Genomic DNA, 17545 nt, shown 5'->3' with positions numbered 1-17545 from the left:
TTAGAGCAGCCTCTTTTTCTTATAATTAGAACTGGATTTTCTTCTCTAAGAAACCTTTTAGTTCGCTAATTGGCATACGAACTTGTTCCATTGTGTCACGGTCACGTACTGTAACAGCTTTGTCTTCAACTGAGTCGAAGTCGTAAGTGATACAGAATGGTGTACCGATTTCGTCTTGACGACGGTAACGTTTACCGATAGAACCAGTTTCGTCAAAGTCTACCATGAAGTCTTTAGCTAGTTCTGCAAATACTTCAGTAGCACCTTCAGATAGCTTTTTAGATAATGGTAAGATCGCTGCTTTGTATGGTGCTAAAGCAGGGTGGAAACGAAGAACTGTACGAGAATCGTTTTCTAATTGCTCTTCTTCATATGCATCACATAAGAACGCTAATGTTACGCGGTCAGCACCTAAAGATGGCTCGATGCAGTACGGTACGTAACGCTCATTCGTTTGTGGATCAATATAGTTAAAGTCTTCGTTAGAGTGTTCCATGTGACGTTTTAAATCGAAGTCTGTACGAGATGCAACGCCCCATAGTTCGCCCCAACCGAATGGGAATTTGAATTCAATGTCAGTTGTTGCGTTACTGTAGTGAGATAATTCCTCTTCACCGTGGTCACGAAGACGCATGCTTTCTTCAGTCATACCAAGTGAAAGTAACCAGTTCTTACAAGTTTCACGCCAGAATGCGAACCACTCTAAATCTTCACCAGGCTTACAGAAGAATTCAAGTTCCATTTGTTCGAATTCACGTGTACGGAATGTGAAGTTACCAGGCGTGATTTCGTTACGGAAGCTTTTACCGATTTGGCCAATACCAAATGGAAGTTTTTTACGCATAGAGCGTTGTACGTTTTTGAAGTTTACGAAAATACCTTGTGCTGTTTCTGGACGAAGGAAGATTTCGTTTGTGCTAGACTCTGTAACACCTTGGAATGTTTTGAACATTAAGTTGAACTGACGGATTTCAGTGAATTCTTCACTACCGCAATCAGGACATTTTACTTCATGTTCTTTCATTAAGTCAGCCATTTGGTCGAAAGTAAGACCATCAACAACCATTTCGATGCCTTTTGCATCTAATGCATCTTCAATTAATTTGTCTGCACGGTGACGCGCTTTACATTTTTTACAGTCGATCATTGGATCGTTGAAGTTACCAACGTGACCAGAAGCAATCCAAGTTTTTGGGTTCATTAAAATAGCTGCGTCTAAACCAACGTTGTATGGAGATTCTTGAATGAATTTTTTCCACCAAGCTTTTTTAACGTTATTTTTTAATTCGATTCCAAGTGGACCGTAATCCCAAGTGTTTGCAAGACCACCGTAAATTTCAGAACCAGGGAAAACAAAACCGCGATGTTTCGCTAAGTTTACTACTTGTTCCATTGAATACATAAGAAAATCCTCCTTTTGAAAGTTAACGTATTTGCGATGACGTGCTCAGGTAACTTGTGAAACGAGCAGTATATGCTTTGAAAAACATAAAAAAACGCTCATCCCAAGGCTTAATTGCCTAGGGACGAGCGTTTGCCCGCGGTTCCACCCTAGTTGATACACAAAAGGTGCATCCACTTTATCACGTATTGCTCGAGACTGCCGTTTCCTTGCGGCTTCAGGCTTTCACTATCCCTGAATCGCTTTTTGTGCAAGTACTTATAAGTCCGTCATCGCTACTTATATTAATAATAATGAACATATTCTAACACGTTCTTTTTTAAATCTCAATAGAGGAACGCGTCTATCTATGATAGAGTCTCGCCTATTTTTTCGTTATTTATTCCGTAATTTTGTTTAATGTGCTTAATTGCTTCACGCCTGCTGAGCGGGGCAAGCTCGTTATTTTGCACGTATTCCCAAACGACATCGGGCTTTGTTTTTGCATATTCACGAAGGACCCATCCAATCGCTTTTTGAATGAAAAATTCTTTCGAAGAATGTAGTTGTCCAATAACCCAAAAAAGAAGTTCTTCATCCATCTTTTGTTTATATTTTAGCTGGAATAAAATAGCGGCGCGTTGTAACCATATGTTATCTGATGCAATCCATTTTGGAATATAGGCAGAAATCAATTCTGGATGTTGTAAAAAGATATTGCCTAAAAAGGTAGGAACGATGCCATCAACAGTATCCCACCAAGACTTTGTGACAATGAGTTCTTCTAAGAAGGGGATATGCGTTTCGTTTATATGCTTTTTATATTTTTGCATCATATCGAGTGCGGCTGCCTGAAATTCTCGTTCTGGTAAATCCCACAGCTCACGTACGATAATTTGGAAGTCTTTTTGATCTGGGAGAGTATGTATTTGGATGACGTCTTTCAATAATTGTCTTCTTTCAGGTGTTTGAATACCAAGAAATGGGAAGTGATTTTTCATATAACGTGCCATCGGTTCTGCTTTTTCCGGATTTTTGTGAGCTATGAAATGCTCTTGTAATGCTTTTACAAATGGATGCATCGGTTGTTCTCCTCTCTTATTATCTTACTCCTATTATTATACAGAGAGTTTGGTTGAATTTTAAAACATAACTTGCAATGAAATGAAATATGTTGAGAGTAGAGAGGAGAGGATAAGATGGAAGATCAAGGCTTACTAGCAGGTTTCTTTGCTCTTAGTTTTGCGTTTATTCTTGTTATATTGATTTGGGCAGTTATTGCGTATTTGTTAACGGCTTTTGCACTGTATACGATGGCGAAAAATGACGGTGCAACGGATGGAGTTCTAGCATTTATTCCTTTTTTAAATAGTAAAATATGGGGTGATTTAGCGAAAGATAAATTACCAGATTTCTTGAAAGAAGAAGCAGGATGGAAAGTATTCGGCATATATGTCGCATGTTTCATTTTTAATTTCGTACCAATTTTATATTTAATAGCAACAGCTGTATCCATTGTGTTGTCTATTTATCTTATCTACGCTATTTTAGACAGATATGGAACGAACTCTATATTATTTACGATTATTCATGTCATCACATTTTCAGTGTTCTTGCCGATTCACTTGTTCATTATCAGAAATGAGCCGGTGAGGTATAACGAGTAAGTTTAATTTAAATATGTGTAATGAAAAAAGCGCCCTGGTTATCAGAGCGCTTTTTGTGCTACATAAGGTAGCGTACATAAATATAAATATGAGAAATGATTAATGAAACGATCATAATTGGAAAACCGACTTTAAGGAAGTCCATGTAGCTAAATTTATGTCCTTCGCGGCTTGCGATACCTGCGACAATTACGTTAGCAGAAGCGCCGATTAATGTTCCGTTTCCGCCTAGACAAGCACCTAATGCTAATGCCCACCATAATACGTCGATTTGTGCGTCAGAAGGTGATAAACCTAGCCCAACAGCCATATCGTTAATAAGTGGGATCATTGTTGCAACGAATGGAATGTTATCGATTGTTGCCGAGGCGATACCAGATACCCATAAAATAAGGATAGATGCGTAAGAAATATCTCCGCCTGTTATGCCAATTACTTTTTGAGCTAGCATTTTGATCAGACCGATATCGATAAGTCCTCCAACGAGTACGAATAGTCCTGCGAAGAAGAAGATTGTTACCCATTCTACACTTGCGAATACTTCTTCAATTTCATGCTCTTTCACACCGATTAGCATAAGAACAGTAGCACCAGTTAAAGCAATGATAGCTGCATCAACGTGGAAAATGGAATGAGTCATGAAACCTACAATTGTAAGTCCAAGCACTGTTAAAGATTTTTTCATTAATACTGGATCTTTAATATATTGCTTTTCATCTAAACTCATTAATTTTTTAACTTGTACAGGATCAGCGATTAATTGTTTGCGGTACATGAAGTAAAGTATTGTCGCTGTCACACCAATGATAATAATTACGATTGGCGCTAAGTTTAGTAAGAAAGCATTGAAATCTAAATGCTTATTGGCAGAACCAATCATAATGTTAGGTGGATCACCAATTAATGTTGCTGTTCCCCCAATGTTTGAAAAAATAATTTCAGAAAGTAAATAAGGGACAGGATTTACTTGCAGTATGCGCGTAATAGATAAAGTAACTGGAACAACAAGAAGTACAGTTGTAACGTTATCTAAAAACGCGGAACCAAGTGCAGTAAGTAAGGAAAGTGAAATTAAAATTTTAATTGGATTTCCTTGCGCTCCTTTTGCTGCTTTAATGGCAACGTATTGGAAGACGCCCGATTTACTCGTAATGTTCACCAAAATCATCATACCGATGAGTAGTGTAATCGTCCCCCATTCAATATGTTTCGTAAAGGCATTGTGTAAATCAACAACCCCCATAATTACCATGAGTGCTGCACCAAGAAGTGCGATGACAGCGCGATTAATTTTTTCAGAAATAATAATGGCATATGTAATTAAAAAGACTGCGATAGCAAAATAATACTGCCAGTTTGCGAGCTCTTGCGTTGTTTCGTGCAAAACTCTCATCTCCTTTCATTCACTTTTCTTAGTGTGTCAAAAATTAACTAGATGAAACACACATAACGTCATTATAAAGTAGAAAAATGTCGGATGTAAATGAAAGGGCTTATTTTGTTATATTTTCTGCAAAGGTTACTTTTTCTTATTTTTAAAAATATTTGCGGGCATTTGACATATATATAAGATACATCCAATCTGAATATTTAAAATGGAATTAGCATTCGAGCTTGTTCGTGTAGGAGTGTCAAATAGAAAGGAATGACAAAGATGATAAGGAAGGGATCGTATGAATGAACAACAATTTTTATTTTTGGATTTTGAGTTTACGATGCCCCAGCACAGAAAAAAACCAAAAGGATTTTTCCCGGAGATTATTGAGGTAGGACTCGTTTCGGTTGTTGGCTGTAAGGTAGAAGATACGTATTCAGCTCATGTTAGGCCGAAAACTTTTCCATCTTTAACGGATCGATGTAAGAAGTTTTTAGGGATTAAACAAGAAGTCGTAGATAAAGGAATTTCGTTTCCAGAACTCGTTGAAAAACTTGCAGAATATGAAAAGAGATGTAAACCGACCATTGTTACGTGGGGAAATATGGATATGAAAGTGTTGAAGCATAATTGTGAAAAAGCGGGAGTAGATTTTCCTTTCCAAGGACAGTGTCGTGATTTATCACTTGAGTATAAGAAGTTTTTTGGTGAGAGAAATCAAACAGGACTGTGGAAAGCAATTGAGGCGTATGGAAAAGTAGGGACGGGTAAGCATCATTGTGCGCTAGATGATGCGATGACGACGTATAATATTTTTAAGTTAGTAGAAAAAGATAAAGAGTATTTAGTGAAACCAGCACCTCCAACATTAGGGGAACTCGTTGATTTTTCAAAAGTGTTAAAGAAAGTGAGTACACAGTAACGACCAAATTGCACAGTATGTAATTTGGTCGTTTTGTTTTTTTAAAGTTTATAGTCTTTTTTTAATTGTTCTAATGTTTCTAGACTACGAACTGCAAAAGGTGAATCATCTTCAGAAAATGAATTCATTTGAGTTTCTAATGCTAATTTGAGTGAATCTGTATAATCTGGAATTTCTCCTTCATATTTCTTCACCATTTGCTCTGGAATGTTCGTCTGTTCACGAAAAGCTAAAGCACGTCTTTCGTGGAAAAATGGTACGTCAGCTTGTTTTACGTTATGTAAGTCACCTTGCACCGGATGTTTTAAGACAGCTAATACTTTTACGACGTAACTGCCAGGGCGGCTATTTGTAACTTCGCCAATGTATTTTCCCGTTTTATAAATACCAGTAACGATTTCGCCAATTTCAAATGTTTCTCTCATATTTTTCACCTCAAGTTTATAGTAAGGAAAGTAGGAGAAGGAGTCAAAGAAATCATTCGCTTTCGGAATGCCCCCTTGAGAATGTGGATAGGTTCCACTATAATTTAAGATAATATAACAGAAAATTCTGATGTTTTGTGAATCCTATAATAAGGAGTGATCTATATGATGCCATTATATTTTCCAGAAGATAAAACAGAATATATTATTCCAGGGATTGTTTGTGTTCTATTTATTATCGGTGCGGTTGCCACATGGCGTATGTTCATTCGTGTATCAAAACGAGAAGCAGATCGATTACAGAAAGTTGAAGAAAAGCTGTTAGCTGAAAAGAAACAGTAACTCATTTTTGTATGTTTCCCTCTATGCTCGGACAATCTAAGGGCAGAATGTATTTTGGAGGGAATAAAATGAAAAAACGGCTTTTTTTCAGTTGTTGTTTACTATTTCTGATGGCAGGTTGTGACCAAGGAAAGCCGAAAGAAATTGACGTGAAATTACATAATGCTTCAGGTGATGAAGTGGGGACTGCGAAAGTAGTGCAGCAAACAAGCGGAGTAAAAATTAAGATTAAAGGGGAAGGGTTCACACCTGGCCCGCACGGCATACATGTACATGAAATTGGTGAGTGTAAAGCACCTCGTTTTGAATCAGCTGGAAATCATTTTAATCCAGATGATAAAAAGCATGGACTACTCAATCCGAAGGGTGCAGAAAACGGTGATTTACCGAATGTAATTGCAGACGGTTCTGGGAAAATTAAAGCAGAAATTGATGCGCCACATATAACGCTTGAAGAAGGGAAAACGACGATTCATAGAAAAGATGGAGCGTCTATTATTATTACAGAAAATGCTGATGATGGTATGACACAACCGACAGGTAAATCAGGTGATCGAATTGCTTGTGGTGTTATTGTAAAAAAAGCGTCGGATATGAAGAAAAAGTAAAAGCTACCTTGCGCGGTAGCTTTTTTGTGTAGTGTAAGTGAAAATATATCAGCGATTATTGGAATATATCGACGATTTTTAAAATATATCGACTTACCGACAAAAGTTGACAAAGGAGGCTGTCCCAAACAGTCTCCTTTCTTATTATGAAAACGTATGGCGCAGCCTATTTAAAATTTCTTCTAAAACAGACCTTGGACAGCCGATGTTAATTCGAATATGTTCTTCGCCGCCTAATCCGTATTTCTCACCAGGCTCAACAATAATTTTTCCTTTTTCTTCGAGCAATTTAGTGCGCTCATCTTGAGAAAGCTGTAGGCGAGAGCAATCAATCCATAATAAAAAGCTACCTTCTGGCTTCGTTACGGAAAGAGTAGGTATGTGATCTTTAATATATTTACAAGCAAATTGAGCATTATCTTCTATATATAATCGAATTTCATTTAGCCAATCATTACATTCTGTATAGGCACTTACCATCGCTGTATAGGCAAATGTATTTAATCCGTGGAAGCCTTGTCTATATTGGATAGATGTAAAGGCTTGACGGAGTTTTTCATTTGGAATGATAATAATCGATGCTTGTAATCCAGCGATATTAAATGTTTTACTTGGAGCCATACAAGTTATCGTGCGCGCTGCTAGTTCTTCAGATAAAGAAGCGAACGGTGTATGTGTATGATTTGCATAAATAATATCGGAATGAATTTCATCTGCGACAACGATTACATTATATTTGGTACATAAAGATTCAAGCTTTGTTAATTCTTCTTTCGTCCAAACACGACCTATCGGGTTGTGAGGACTGCAAAGAAGCATAAGTTTGACGCCTTGTTGAAATTGCTTTTCTAAATGCTCGAAGTCTATCGCATATGTATCATTTTGTTTCTGTAATGGACTTACGCATAATTGTCTATTGTTTGTTGTGACCATTTCGAAAAATGGGGGATAAATAGGTGGTTGTACGAGAACGGATTCGTTTTCCTTTGTGAAGGCCTGTATGCTCGTACTAAGAGCTGGAACGATTCCGGCGCTAAAGACAATCCATTCTTTTTGAATATCCCAGTTGTACTGTTTTTTTGTCCAGTTACAAATAATATCGCCAATATTTTCGGGAGGAAGTGTATAGCCGAAAATAGGATGCTCGATACGTTGCTTTAAAGCAGTTTGAATTGGTTGTGGTACTTCAAAATCCATATCAGCAATCCACGCGTGGATAAGTTCTTCGTTTTTATATGTATCCCATTTTGTACTATGAGTTCCACGGCGATTGACTGCTTTATGAAATAGTTGCATAAGTTTGCTCCCTTCTTCTGTAAAACCGTTAAGTTATGAAAGTTCTCTCTCTTCTTATAGAATAGCTGATGTGATAGGATAAAGAAAAGTATTAAAAAGTGAAAAGGCGGGAAGCGAATGGGTACATATGAAAAGATGATAGAGGTTGTGAAGAATTGGGATCCGTTTCAAATGGGACCGGAGTTTTATGAAACAGAAGCGAGCGATGTTGTGAACGTCGCAAGTGTGTTTGATGATTCAAAATACATCGCAAAGAAGATTCAACATATATACTTTATGTCTTTTGAGGAAGTACCTGCGCTTGAAAAATGTGAGAAGTTAGCTGTGGAATTACTTGTAATAAAAGAGGGCGGAAGTTGTTCATTGTAGGCTGTCGGAATTTCCGACAGCCTCTTTGATATTATTGCGCAGAAAAAGCGATAATTTCTTCATAAACATGTTCCGGTTTTTCTTCAGGTAGTAAATGCCCTGTATTTTCGTAAGAAATAAATTTCGAATTCGGTAAATCTTTGTGCAGACGATGACCTACATGTACAGGGACGACCCGATCTTTTTCACCCCAAATGAGTAGAGTAGGTGTTTCGATTTTTTGTAATTCAGTTGAAGATAAGTCACCTTCACGATCTCGTATCATACGAGTTAAAGCGGGGAATATACGGTTGTCATAAAAAGGAGCAGAGTAACCTGCCTTCATTTCATCGTCAATTAATGAATGATCATGAACGACATTCATTAAGTTATGAACAATGCCGCGCCGTATAATCCAATTCTTTACGTATAAATGAAAGAACGGTAAATAAGAAGAGTACAGTAAAGGTAAAGTTGCGCGTGCTAAATAGCTAGAGCTACATAGTAAAATTGTCTTTGAAATTAATTCAGGACGTATACGGTTTACGTAAAGTGAAATTTGGCCGCCCATAGAATGTCCAACTAACACAATGTTTGAGAGAGATAAGTGTTCAATTAAATCGATTATAATCGTTGCTAAATTATGATAAGAATACTTAAATAGATGAGACTTATCACTCTTCCCGAACGGTGGTAAATCAAGAGCAATGACTGTTCCTTCTTTCGATAATAAAGGAATTAGACGGCGGTAGCTGAATGAGGAAGATAAAAAGCCGTGAACGAGTACGAAAGTAGGACGTTCTGTTTTATTTTCATGTTCATACAATTCGTAATGAACAGTAGTGCCGCGAGTGGAAAAAGTGAAATAAGGACAAGTAGATTCGTGATTCATTTTTTGTCACTCCATTGATTTTTGTTCATATCATTTCCAAGGCAGAAAAAAATATGTTAACAAAAAAAGGCAAGATGACGATGTCATCTTGCCTTTCGTACATTCAGTATTACCCGCGAACAATATTAGGCGGTGTTTTTCCTTGTAACGCTGCAACTAAATTTTCAGCGGCGGTCATAGCCATTTGTTGCCTAGTTTTTAATGTTGCAGATCCGATATGTGGTAAGGTCACAACATTTTGTAAGGATAAGAGCGGATTGTCTTTTTGAATCGGCTCTTGTGTAAAAGTATCGATGCCCGCTGCAAAGATTTTCTTTTCTGTTAACGCATCGATTAACGCTTCTTCATCTACTGTTTTCCCGCGAGAAGCATTAATGAAGATAGCTGTTTCTTTCATGAATGAAAATTCCTTTTCTCCGATAAGATGGTACGTTTCATCTGTTAATGGAGTAAGAAGAACGATAAAGTCAGACTGCTTTAGAAGCGTCTGTAAATCACAATATGTAGCATCGAATTTTTGTTCAGCTTCTTCTTTTCGGCGACGGTTATAATAAAGAACATCCATATCAAATCCGAATTTCGCTCGTTTTGCAACAGCTTCACCAATTCGGCCCATACCGATAATGCCGATTGTACTATGGTGTACATCTAGCCCAAAGTGCTCTTTTCCAATTTCCGCATTCCATTTACCATTTTTTACGTAGGAGTCGAGTTCACAAACACGACGACCAGCAGATAACATAAGAGCAAAAACGAGGTCAGCTACTGTATCATCTAGTACGTAAGGTGTATTTGTTCCGATAACATTATGCTTTTCCATCGCTTGTAAATCAAAATTATCGTAACCGACAGAAATATTGCTTACTACTTTTAAGTTAGGAGCCGCCTCCAATAATTCTTCATTAATAGCAGATCCGAAATTTAATAAACCATCTTTATTTTGTATTTTCTCTAGTAGAACATCACGAGGTACCTTCTCATTTTGCTCCCATTTTTCATAATCACAGTGTTCTGATAAATAGTTTTCTACAAATGTTGGAACTGGTTCAGCAATATAAACTTTTGGTTTCACGGTTCCATCCCCTTTCGCTTTATCACGCATTTTTCTGCTGATTAAAGTTTCACTTTACCCCGCTTTAACGAGCAGTAAGACTCCCACCTAAAAAGACGGTTGAGACAAAGAAGTGAGGTGGGAGATCAACTGCTCGTAAAAGCCCGATTGGTGTGGGCTAATAATCCATGGGGTGAACCTTTCCATGGATTAAAGTTTCACTTTATTTTGACATAATTCACTAAAAAAATCTTCTTTTCAAACTGGAAAGGCTATTTGTATAATTTAGACACAAACGAAAAGGAAGGATGATTTATATGGTGACAGAAAAAGAATTAGAATTATTAGCTTGTCTTGAAAAAAGTAGTCGATTAACTGTAGATACATTAGCGAAGCTGTTAAATATAGAAGTAGAAGAAGTAAAGAAAATGGTTGGAAAATTAGAAGCGGAAAAGATTATCGTGGATTATGTCACACATATCGATTGGACGAAGGTGAAAGAACATACAGGTTTAACGGCAATGATTGATGTGAAAGTTACGCCAAAGCACGGCGTTGGGTTCGATGCGGTTGCTGAGCAAATTTATCGTTATTCAGAAGTGAAATCTGTGTATTTAATGTCAGGGACATATGACCTTTCTATTACATTAGAAGGAAAGACAATGGGAGAAGTGGCGATGTTTGTTTCTGAGAAATTAGCAACAATTGAATCTGTCGTTTCTACGACAACGCATTTTATTTTGAAGAAGTATAAACATGAGGGAATTATTTATGAAAAAAACGATGATGATAAGCGAATTGTGGTGACGCCATGAAGCAATTTGAACTATCTAGAGCAGCAGAATCTTTACAACCATCTGGTATTCGAAAGTTTTTCGATTTAGCAGCAAATATGAAAGGTGTTATTTCGCTTGGAGTAGGAGAGCCTGATTTCGTTACACCTTGGAATGTGAGGCAAGCATGTATCCGTTCTTTAGAACAAGGATATACGTCATATACAGCAAATGCAGGATTATTGGAGCTCCGTCAAGAAATAGCAAAGTATCTAAAAAAACAATTTGCAGTTTCTTATGATCCAAACGATGAAATCATTGTTACAGTTGGAGCAAGTCAGGCGTTAGATGTAGCGATGCGCGCCATTATAAATCCTGATGATGAAGTACTCATTATTGAGCCAAGTTTCGTTTCTTATGCCCCGCTTGTGACATTAGCTGGAGGCGTTCCAGTTCCTGTGGCGACTACTTTAGAAAATGAATTTAAAGTACAACCAGAACAAATTGAGGCAGCTATTACAGCGAAGACAAAGGCAGTTTTACTTTGTTCACCAAATAACCCAACAGGTGCAATGTTAAATAAGTCCGAGCTTGAAGAAATAGCAGTGATTGTTGAGAAGTACAATTTAATCGTATTATCTGATGAAATTTATGCAGAACTTGTATACGACGAAGCATATACAAGTTTCGCGAGTATTAAAAATATGCGCGAGCATACGATTTTAATTTCGGGATTTTCAAAAGGATTTGCAATGACAGGATGGCGTCTTGGTATGATTGCAGCTCCTGTTCATTTTTCAGAATTAATGCTCAAAATTCACCAATATTCTATGATGTGTGCCCCAACGATGTCTCAGTTCGCAGCACTTGAAGCGTTACGTGCGGGGAATGATGAAGTAATTCGGATGAGAGATAGTTATAAGAAACGCCGTAATTTTATGACGACATCTTTCAATGAAATGGGATTAACGTGTCACGTGCCGGGCGGAGCATTTTATGTCTTTCCTTCAATCTCTTCAACTGGACTATCTTCAGCGGAATTTGCAGAACAGTTATTATTAGAAGAAAAAGTGGCTGTTGTACCTGGAAGTGTATTTGGCGAAAGTGGCGAAGGGTTTATTCGTTGTTCGTATGCAACATCGCTTGAACAGCTTATGGAAGCAATGAAAAGAATGAAACGGTTTATAGAGAATAAAAAAAGGACAAAACACAATACGTTTTGTCCATAAAAGGGGGGGAATACTAGAAAGCCATGTGTTAGTATTCTATCCTAATATTGGAGAATTATACTTACTTAAGGAAATTTTTTCATGAATTTTGAATGAGCTCTGTCATAGTGGTATAATTTACTAATATAAGGTATGCGTATCCTGAGTTGCTTTACTTAGGGTACGTATTAACTAATCGGATATTTAACAATAAATCATCTGCTTTGCTATCTACAATTGTAGAGAAAATGGTAAACGTATGGGAGTGTTTCATATGTCAGAACAATATACAACAGGAGTGGTTGTAACAGGGAAAGTGACTGGGATTCAAGATTACGGTGCATTTGTAGCGTTAGATGCAGAAACACAAGGACTTGTGCATATATCTGAAATTACAAATGGATATGTAAAGGATATTCATGACTTTTTAAAAGTCGGCGATACAGTAGAAGTAAAAGTACTTTCAATTGATGAAGAACACAGAAAAATGAGTTTATCGTTAAAAGCGGCGAAAAGAAAACAAGGACGGATTCTTATACCGAATCCATCTAAGGACGGATTTAATACGCTGCGAGAAAAGCTAACAGAATGGATTGAAGAGTCCGAGTTAACAAAGTAAAAGAGGAGCGCATATGAGCGTTCCTCTTTTACTTTTTCTTATGATATATATTTGCAAATATGATTGCATGCAATCATATTCGTATGTCGAAGGTGAGTAAGGACATACTGACTAGCGAATTTCGTTCGTTTCCGGGTGAGTACCAAGATTTTCTGATGGTTTAAAGAGTAAACCAAGATTAATCAGCCCAGAAATACCAACGATGCCGTAAATAATACGTGCAAGAGCTGAGTTTTGTCCACCGAAAATGGCTGCCACTAAGTCAAACTGGAAGAACCCAATTAATCCCCAGTTTACAGCGCCAATTACAGTAAAGACTAATGCGATACGTTGCAAAGTACTCATGAAAAAGCCCCCCTTAATTGTGAAGCATGAGCAAGCGATGAGTTAATTAACTCTTTTATAGAATGGGGTAGTTATGTTGTTTTTATACATAAAAAATGTTCGAAATAGGATGTATATACATCTATACCGAAAAATGCGAATTTTTATGCAAAAAATGAACTTTTTTTAAAAAATATATATTGGTTACGTTTACAAGGGGTGAATCGCTTGATTTACAACTTCAGTTTCGCTAAAGTGAATACAGAAATACATATCCATAATTGGAGGGAAAAAGATGAGTACACATGTAACGTTCGACTATTCTAAAGCGTTATCCTTCATCGGTGAACATGAAATCACTTATTTACGTGATGCAGTGAAAGTAACACATCACGCAATCCACGAAAAAACTGGAGCTGGGAACGATTTCCTTGGGTGGGTAGACCTTCCGCTTCAATATGACAAAGAAGAATTTGCTCGCATTCAAAAATGCGCAGAAAAAATTAAAAATGACTCTGACATTTTACTTGTTGTAGGTATCGGTGGTTCTTACCTAGGAGCACGTGCAGCAATTGAAATGTTAAACCATTCTTTCTACAACACACTTTCTAAAGAACAACGTAAAACTCCACAAGTGCTATTTGTTGGACAAAACATTAGCTCCACTTACATGAAAGATTTAATGGATGTACTAGAAGGTAAAGACTTCTCTATTAACGTTATTTCCAAATCAGGTACAACAACAGAGCCAGCACTAGCATTCCGTATTTTCCGTAAGTTATTAGAAGAAAAGTATGGAAAAGAAGAAGCTCGCAAACGTATTTATGCAACTACAGATAAAGCGCGTGGTGCATTAAAAACATTAGCTGATAATGAAGGTTACGAAACATTCGTTATTCCAGATGATGTTGGAGGACGTTTCTCTGTATTAACGCCAGTTGGTTTATTGCCAATCGCAGTGAGTGGCTTAAATATTGAAGAGATGATGAAAGGTGCAGCTGCTGGTCTTGAGGACTTCGGTACATCAGAACTAGAAGAAAACCCAGCTTACCAATACGCAGTAGTTCGTAACGCTCTATACAATAAAGGAAAAACAATTGAAATGCTTGTTAACTATGAGCCAGCACTTCAATACTTCGCTGAGTGGTGGAAACAGTTATTTGGTGAAAGTGAAGGAAAAGATCAAAAAGGTATTTTCCCATCTTCAGCAAATTTCTCAACTGACTTACATTCATTAGGTCAATACGTTCAAGAAGGTCGTCGTGACTTATTTGAAACAGTTCTAAAAGTAGGTAAACCTACACATGAACTAACAATCGAATCAGAAGAAAATGATTTAGATGGATTAAACTACCTTGCTGGTGAAACTGTAGACTTCGTAAACACGAAAGCATACGAAGGTACATTACTTGCACATAGCGATGGCGGAGTACCAAACTTAATCGTAAATATTCCTGAATTAAATGAGTACACATTCGGTTACCTTGTATACTTCTTCGAAAAAGCATGTGCGATGAGCGGCTACTTATTAGGCGTAAATCCATTTGACCAACCAGGAGTAGAAGCATACAAGAAAAACATGTTTGCTTTACTTGGTAAACCAGGATTTGAAGAATTAAAAGCAGAATTAGAAGAGCGTTTAAAATAATAAAAATCGGCCGGATTCCGGCCGCTTTTTATTATTTCATCGAAAAGTCCATCAGTATATTCAAACTAGAGTGGGTATGCTAAAGAAAAAGTCTAGGAGGGATGGGCTTGATTCCGATTCAATCAAATTTAGAAGGACGTACATATGCGTTATATAAGTTAGAAGAAATAATGAAGCCACTTGGATATAGCATTGGTGGCAACTGGGATTATGATAAAGGATGCTTTGATTATAAAATCGATGAAGAAGACGGCTATCAATTTTTACGAGTGCCATTTACAGCCATTGATGGAGAACTAGATGTACCAGGCGTAATAGTTCGTCTTGGAACGCCGTATATTCTTTCGCACGTATATCAAGACGAACTAGATGATCATGTAAATACGTTAACAGCTGGAACGAGTGGAATGGATCAATTTGCTGAGCCGAAAGATCCAGATGGAGATGTGAAAAGAAAATATATCAATATTGGGAAAGTGCTCATGCAAGAATTAGAGCGTCATTTTACTAATGGTGAATAACAATGAGTATGTCGCTTTCAATGAGAACAAAGGAATGAACTGGATTAATCATATATTGTTCGTCGCGCTTTATACCTAGTAAGAGAATGTTTTGTTTTAAAAGAGTATAGCTACAATTGGCAAAAGTTTGTCCGGTGCAGGACATGGGAAGCTCCATCAGTTGTAATTTATTATCAGAGATTTCGTCGTAAAGTGAAAATAGTACACCTGAAATGGAAGGGAATAAAAGAGAAGCGGTAAATACATAGCTCGTTAATTTATTTCCTTCTATAATTTCTGACACGCCAGCTCTCGTTGCATTTTGTATTTGTTCAGAAGTAAGAAGTTCAGCGATGCAGTGAATGTTTGGGTTGAGCCCTTTTGCGGTTAAAATATTTAAAATGGACTGTGTATCCGCTAAGCTTTCGTTTTTTTCTTTATCGGCTGTTATTAATATGGTGTGTGCCGTTGTAATATTAGCTTTTAATAACGTTTGATCGTGATGGGGGCACCCCTTTATAAATTCTAAATGATGAAATGGTTTTGGCAGTAAAGAAAGTGTTTCATCAATTAAAACGATATCAAGGTTTGGTTGTAGTACGTGCATTTGTTTTACAACATGTTTTGCTCGTTCATTCCAGCCGACAATAATCATATGACCGTTAGAAGTCGCAGCTTCTTCTCCTTTAATTTTCATATATTGTTTATTAATCATTTCAGTAGCAAACAGCACCATATAATAAGAACAAAATCCAGTTCCTAATAAAATAATACTCATACCGATAAGTTTCCCGATTAGTGTATGAGGGGCAAAGTCACCATAGCCAACAGTGAAAATTGTAACGATTGACCACCAAATTCCATCAAACCATGTGGTAAAGTGTGATGGTTCTAATCTATGTATAAGAAAGCCGGAAAAAGCAGTAAGTATAACAATAAAGCAAATTAAACGAAAAATAATGGAATCACGAAATGTATCTACTAAATTCGGACGGGATTTCAATTGCCTATTCCTCCTTACTTTGCAGGACTACATTCATTGTTGCCATTATAGAAAAAAGAAAAACTCTCTAATTTAAAAGAGAGTTTGTTTTACGTTACATACTTTCCACTTCAGTTTGTTGAACACTTTCGAGATGCTGGAGAGCATAGTAAACATCAGCAGTATGTCTTTTTTGATCGATACATAATTTAAGATGTAAATAGTGAGAACCATTTTCTAACGTTTTAAGCTTCATATTCTTCACTTTTATATCCATTTCTTTTATTTCTTCAATTACAACCGGGATATTGTCCATATTTCGCACAACAAGTTTTACTGCGATATCACGTTGACGAAATGATCTAGGCCCTACAAATTTCATTGTTAATGGTATAAGTTCAACGCTAATCATAAGGAAACACATTCCGAAAATTGCTTCGATATAGAACCCAGCTCCAACAGCAATACCAATACCAGATGCGCCCCAAATCATAGCAGCAGTTGTTAATCCGGCAATACTATCGTTTCCTCTACGTAAAATAACACCGGCACCTAAAAAACCAATCCCTGATACAATTTGAGCGGCAAGTCGAAGTGGGTCCATATTCATATGATCAGTATGTGGTAAATTGTAAGCTGCTTTAATAGAAACAATGGTCAGGAGGCAACTAATGATAGAAATAACTAAACACGTTTTTAAACCAAGTGGTTTACGTTTTAATTCGCGCTCTAAACCGATGGCGAACCCTAAAATAGCCGAGAGACCTAGTTTGATTAATAAATCGGTATAGTCCATATATATTCCTCCTTGTATGGTATCGTATATAAATAAAACGTTTATTATAGAAAGAAACGTTTTTGGATAGAGTGACTTTATATAGAATATATGTAGGAATCTCTTAGAAATGAAAGAGATATTTCGTTTAAGTATATGATATTAAAAAAGAAATGTAGTTAATTTAAAAAAAGTTTATAAAAGGTGTTGCATTTCATTTTTCTGCATGATATATTAATAACCGTCGCTGATGCGGAAACGCAGAAAACGACAAAAAAGAAATTGAAAAACTTAGTTGACATCGAAAAACGAAGATGTTAACATAAGGGAGTCGCAAATGAGCGACCAAGTAGTTCTTTGAAAACTGAACGAAACAAACAACGTGAAACGTCAATTTTTATTTTAGATG

General features: G+C 36.9%; 20 protein-coding genes. 10 read left to right on the top strand and 10 right to left on the bottom strand.

Features of this window, described 5'->3' with window-relative positions; translation table 11 throughout:
• Nucleotides 1-25: 25 nt before the first annotated feature.
• On the bottom strand, nucleotides 26-1402 hold the full coding sequence (locus tag BGI23_RS23890) for a glycine--tRNA ligase (protein ID WP_000287154.1): 1377 nt from the start codon (nucleotides 1400-1402) through the stop codon (nucleotides 26-28).
• A gap of 347 nt (nucleotides 1403-1749) precedes the next feature.
• Nucleotides 1750-2463: a DNA alkylation repair protein gene (locus BGI23_RS23885; RefSeq protein ID WP_070807074.1), complete on the bottom strand. Its 714-nt coding sequence runs from the start codon at nucleotides 2461-2463 to the stop codon at nucleotides 1750-1752.
• A gap of 117 nt (nucleotides 2464-2580) precedes the next feature.
• Here BGI23_RS23885 and BGI23_RS23880 point away from each other — a divergent pair, with 117 nt between their 5' ends.
• On the top strand, nucleotides 2581-3048 hold the full coding sequence (locus tag BGI23_RS23880; RefSeq protein ID WP_000390057.1) for a hypothetical protein: 468 nt from the start codon (nucleotides 2581-2583) through the stop codon (nucleotides 3046-3048).
• Between the two features lie 58 nt (nucleotides 3049-3106).
• On the opposite strand, the gene BGI23_RS23875 is transcribed toward BGI23_RS23880, so the two are convergent.
• Nucleotides 3107-4432: an ArsB/NhaD family transporter gene (locus tag BGI23_RS23875; RefSeq protein WP_000545226.1), complete on the bottom strand. Its 1326-nt coding sequence runs from the start codon at nucleotides 4430-4432 to the stop codon at nucleotides 3107-3109.
• 289 nt (nucleotides 4433-4721) lie between these two features.
• On the opposite strand from BGI23_RS23875, the gene kapD reads away from it, so the two are divergent.
• On the top strand, nucleotides 4722-5345 hold the full coding sequence (gene kapD / locus BGI23_RS23870) for a 3'-5' exonuclease KapD (protein ID WP_001005369.1): 624 nt from the start codon (nucleotides 4722-4724) through the stop codon (nucleotides 5343-5345).
• 41 nt (nucleotides 5346-5386) lie between these two features.
• Here kapD and kapB read toward each other — a convergent pair whose 3' ends face one another.
• Entirely contained in the window at nucleotides 5387-5770 is a 384-nt protein-coding gene (gene kapB / locus BGI23_RS23865) for a kinase-associated lipoprotein KapB (RefSeq protein ID WP_001209341.1), read from the bottom strand.
• 165 nt (nucleotides 5771-5935) lie between these two features.
• Here kapB and BGI23_RS28490 point away from each other — a divergent pair, with 165 nt between their 5' ends.
• Both BGI23_RS28490 and sodC read left to right on the top strand, forming a co-directional pair.
• Nucleotides 5936-6112, top strand: coding sequence for a hypothetical protein (locus BGI23_RS28490; RefSeq protein ID WP_000982762.1), 177 nt, complete (start codon nucleotides 5936-5938; stop codon nucleotides 6110-6112).
• A gap of 68 nt (nucleotides 6113-6180) precedes the next feature.
• Entirely contained in the window at nucleotides 6181-6720 is a 540-nt protein-coding gene (gene sodC, locus BGI23_RS23855) for a superoxide dismutase [Cu-Zn] (protein WP_070807073.1), read from the top strand.
• 144 nt (nucleotides 6721-6864) lie between these two features.
• Here the strand turns inward: sodC and BGI23_RS23850 are convergent, their stop codons facing one another.
• Entirely contained in the window at nucleotides 6865-8016 is a 1152-nt protein-coding gene (locus BGI23_RS23850; RefSeq protein ID WP_070807072.1) for a MalY/PatB family protein, read from the bottom strand.
• Nucleotides 8017-8133: 117 nt separating this feature from the next.
• On the opposite strand from BGI23_RS23850, the gene BGI23_RS23845 reads away from it, so the two are divergent.
• On the top strand, nucleotides 8134-8385 hold the full coding sequence (locus BGI23_RS23845) for a YugE family protein (RefSeq protein ID WP_000537636.1): 252 nt from the start codon (nucleotides 8134-8136) through the stop codon (nucleotides 8383-8385).
• 31 nt (nucleotides 8386-8416) lie between these two features.
• On the opposite strand, the gene BGI23_RS23840 is transcribed toward BGI23_RS23845, so the two are convergent.
• Together BGI23_RS23840 and BGI23_RS23835 are read right to left on the bottom strand one after the other, a co-directional pair.
• Nucleotides 8417-9256 carry an alpha/beta fold hydrolase gene (locus tag BGI23_RS23840; protein ID WP_001015187.1) on the bottom strand — a complete coding sequence of 280 codons (840 nt, stop codon included), beginning with the start codon at nucleotides 9254-9256 and terminating at the stop codon, nucleotides 8417-8419.
• A 109-nt stretch (nucleotides 9257-9365) separates the two neighbouring features.
• The gene (locus BGI23_RS23835; protein ID WP_070807071.1) at nucleotides 9366-10358 is read right to left on the bottom strand and encodes a 2-hydroxyacid dehydrogenase; all 993 of its coding nucleotides are present in this window, start codon (nucleotides 10356-10358) and stop codon (nucleotides 9366-9368) included.
• Between the two features lie 266 nt (nucleotides 10359-10624).
• Here BGI23_RS23835 and BGI23_RS23830 point away from each other — a divergent pair, with 266 nt between their 5' ends.
• From BGI23_RS23830 to yugI, 3 genes are all read left to right on the top strand, one after another.
• Nucleotides 10625-11122: an Lrp/AsnC family transcriptional regulator gene (locus tag BGI23_RS23830; protein WP_070807070.1), complete on the top strand. Its 498-nt coding sequence runs from the start codon at nucleotides 10625-10627 to the stop codon at nucleotides 11120-11122.
• The gene (locus tag BGI23_RS23825; protein ID WP_070807069.1) at nucleotides 11119-12309 is read left to right on the top strand and encodes an aminotransferase; all 1191 of its coding nucleotides are present in this window, start codon (nucleotides 11119-11121) and stop codon (nucleotides 12307-12309) included. Before BGI23_RS23830 ends, BGI23_RS23825 begins: the two co-directional genes overlap by 4 nt.
• Before the next feature lie 253 nt (nucleotides 12310-12562).
• Complete coding sequence (yugI, locus tag BGI23_RS23820) at nucleotides 12563-12907, top strand: S1 domain-containing post-transcriptional regulator GSP13 (RefSeq protein ID WP_000003767.1); 345 nt, start codon at nucleotides 12563-12565, stop codon at nucleotides 12905-12907.
• 111 nt (nucleotides 12908-13018) lie between these two features.
• Here yugI and BGI23_RS23815 read toward each other — a convergent pair whose 3' ends face one another.
• Nucleotides 13019-13252 (bottom strand): DUF378 domain-containing protein, encoded by a 234-nt coding sequence (locus tag BGI23_RS23815; RefSeq protein WP_000105788.1) that lies wholly within the window; start codon nucleotides 13250-13252, stop codon nucleotides 13019-13021.
• A gap of 274 nt (nucleotides 13253-13526) precedes the next feature.
• Between BGI23_RS23815 and BGI23_RS23805 the strand changes: the two genes are divergently transcribed.
• Nucleotides 13527-14879, top strand: coding sequence for a glucose-6-phosphate isomerase (locus BGI23_RS23805; RefSeq protein WP_070807068.1), 1353 nt, complete (start codon nucleotides 13527-13529; stop codon nucleotides 14877-14879).
• A 107-nt stretch (nucleotides 14880-14986) separates the two neighbouring features.
• On the top strand, nucleotides 14987-15400 hold the full coding sequence (locus tag BGI23_RS23800; protein ID WP_000612332.1) for a YugN-like family protein: 414 nt from the start codon (nucleotides 14987-14989) through the stop codon (nucleotides 15398-15400).
• Here the strand turns inward: BGI23_RS23800 and BGI23_RS23795 are convergent.
• Together BGI23_RS23795 and BGI23_RS23790 are read right to left on the bottom strand one after the other, a co-directional pair.
• Nucleotides 15387-16382, bottom strand: coding sequence for a potassium channel family protein (locus BGI23_RS23795; protein ID WP_000842328.1), 996 nt, complete (start codon nucleotides 16380-16382; stop codon nucleotides 15387-15389). The genes BGI23_RS23800 and BGI23_RS23795 overlap by 14 nt on opposite strands.
• Nucleotides 16383-16476: 94 nt before the next feature.
• Nucleotides 16477-17157 (bottom strand): MgtC/SapB family protein, encoded by a 681-nt coding sequence (locus BGI23_RS23790; RefSeq protein WP_000386681.1) that lies wholly within the window; start codon nucleotides 17155-17157, stop codon nucleotides 16477-16479.
• Nucleotides 17158-17545: the final 388 nt, after the last annotated feature.

This window comes from Bacillus sp. ABP14 (assembly GCF_001831375.1).
In the GTDB taxonomy this organism is placed as follows: Bacteria; Bacillota; Bacilli; order Bacillales; family Bacillaceae_G; genus Bacillus_A; species Bacillus_A paranthracis.
The sequence above is the reverse complement of the archived record's forward strand: the minus strand, read 5'-3'. Positions and strand labels throughout refer to the sequence as shown.

Bases quoted from the DNA above. Each gene is read 5' to 3' on its own strand.
- BGI23_RS23840 (WP_001015187.1), bottom strand. From the start codon at position 9,256: ATGAATCACGAATCTACTTGTCCTTATTTCACTTTTTCCACTCGCGGC.
- BGI23_RS28490 (WP_000982762.1), top strand. From the start codon at position 5,936: ATGATGCCATTATATTTTCCAGAAGATAAAACAGAATATATTATTCCA.
- kapB (WP_001209341.1), bottom strand. From the start codon at position 5,770: ATGAGAGAAACATTTGAAATTGGCGAAATCGTTACTGGTATTTATAAA.
- kapD (WP_001005369.1), top strand. From the start codon at position 4,722: ATGAATGAACAACAATTTTTATTTTTGGATTTTGAGTTTACGATGCCC.
- BGI23_RS23790 (WP_000386681.1), bottom strand. From the start codon at position 17,157: ATGGACTATACCGATTTATTAATCAAACTAGGTCTCTCGGCTATTTTA.
- BGI23_RS23850 (WP_070807072.1), bottom strand. From the start codon at position 8,016: ATGCAACTATTTCATAAAGCAGTCAATCGCCGTGGAACTCATAGTACA.
- BGI23_RS23835 (WP_070807071.1), bottom strand. From the start codon at position 10,358: ATGCGTGATAAAGCGAAAGGGGATGGAACCGTGAAACCAAAAGTTTAT.
- BGI23_RS23880 (WP_000390057.1), top strand. From the start codon at position 2,581: ATGGAAGATCAAGGCTTACTAGCAGGTTTCTTTGCTCTTAGTTTTGCG.
- sodC (WP_070807073.1), top strand. From the start codon at position 6,181: ATGAAAAAACGGCTTTTTTTCAGTTGTTGTTTACTATTTCTGATGGCA.
- BGI23_RS23805 (WP_070807068.1), top strand. From the start codon at position 13,527: ATGAGTACACATGTAACGTTCGACTATTCTAAAGCGTTATCCTTCATC.
- yugI (WP_000003767.1), top strand. From the start codon at position 12,563: ATGTCAGAACAATATACAACAGGAGTGGTTGTAACAGGGAAAGTGACT.
- BGI23_RS23890 (WP_000287154.1), bottom strand. From the start codon at position 1,402: ATGTATTCAATGGAACAAGTAGTAAACTTAGCGAAACATCGCGGTTTT.
- BGI23_RS23845 (WP_000537636.1), top strand. From the start codon at position 8,134: ATGGGTACATATGAAAAGATGATAGAGGTTGTGAAGAATTGGGATCCG.
- BGI23_RS23815 (WP_000105788.1), bottom strand. From the start codon at position 13,252: ATGAGTACTTTGCAACGTATCGCATTAGTCTTTACTGTAATTGGCGCT.
- BGI23_RS23830 (WP_070807070.1), top strand. From the start codon at position 10,625: ATGGTGACAGAAAAAGAATTAGAATTATTAGCTTGTCTTGAAAAAAGT.
- BGI23_RS23885 (WP_070807074.1), bottom strand. From the start codon at position 2,463: ATGCATCCATTTGTAAAAGCATTACAAGAGCATTTCATAGCTCACAAA.
- BGI23_RS23825 (WP_070807069.1), top strand. From the start codon at position 11,119: ATGAAGCAATTTGAACTATCTAGAGCAGCAGAATCTTTACAACCATCT.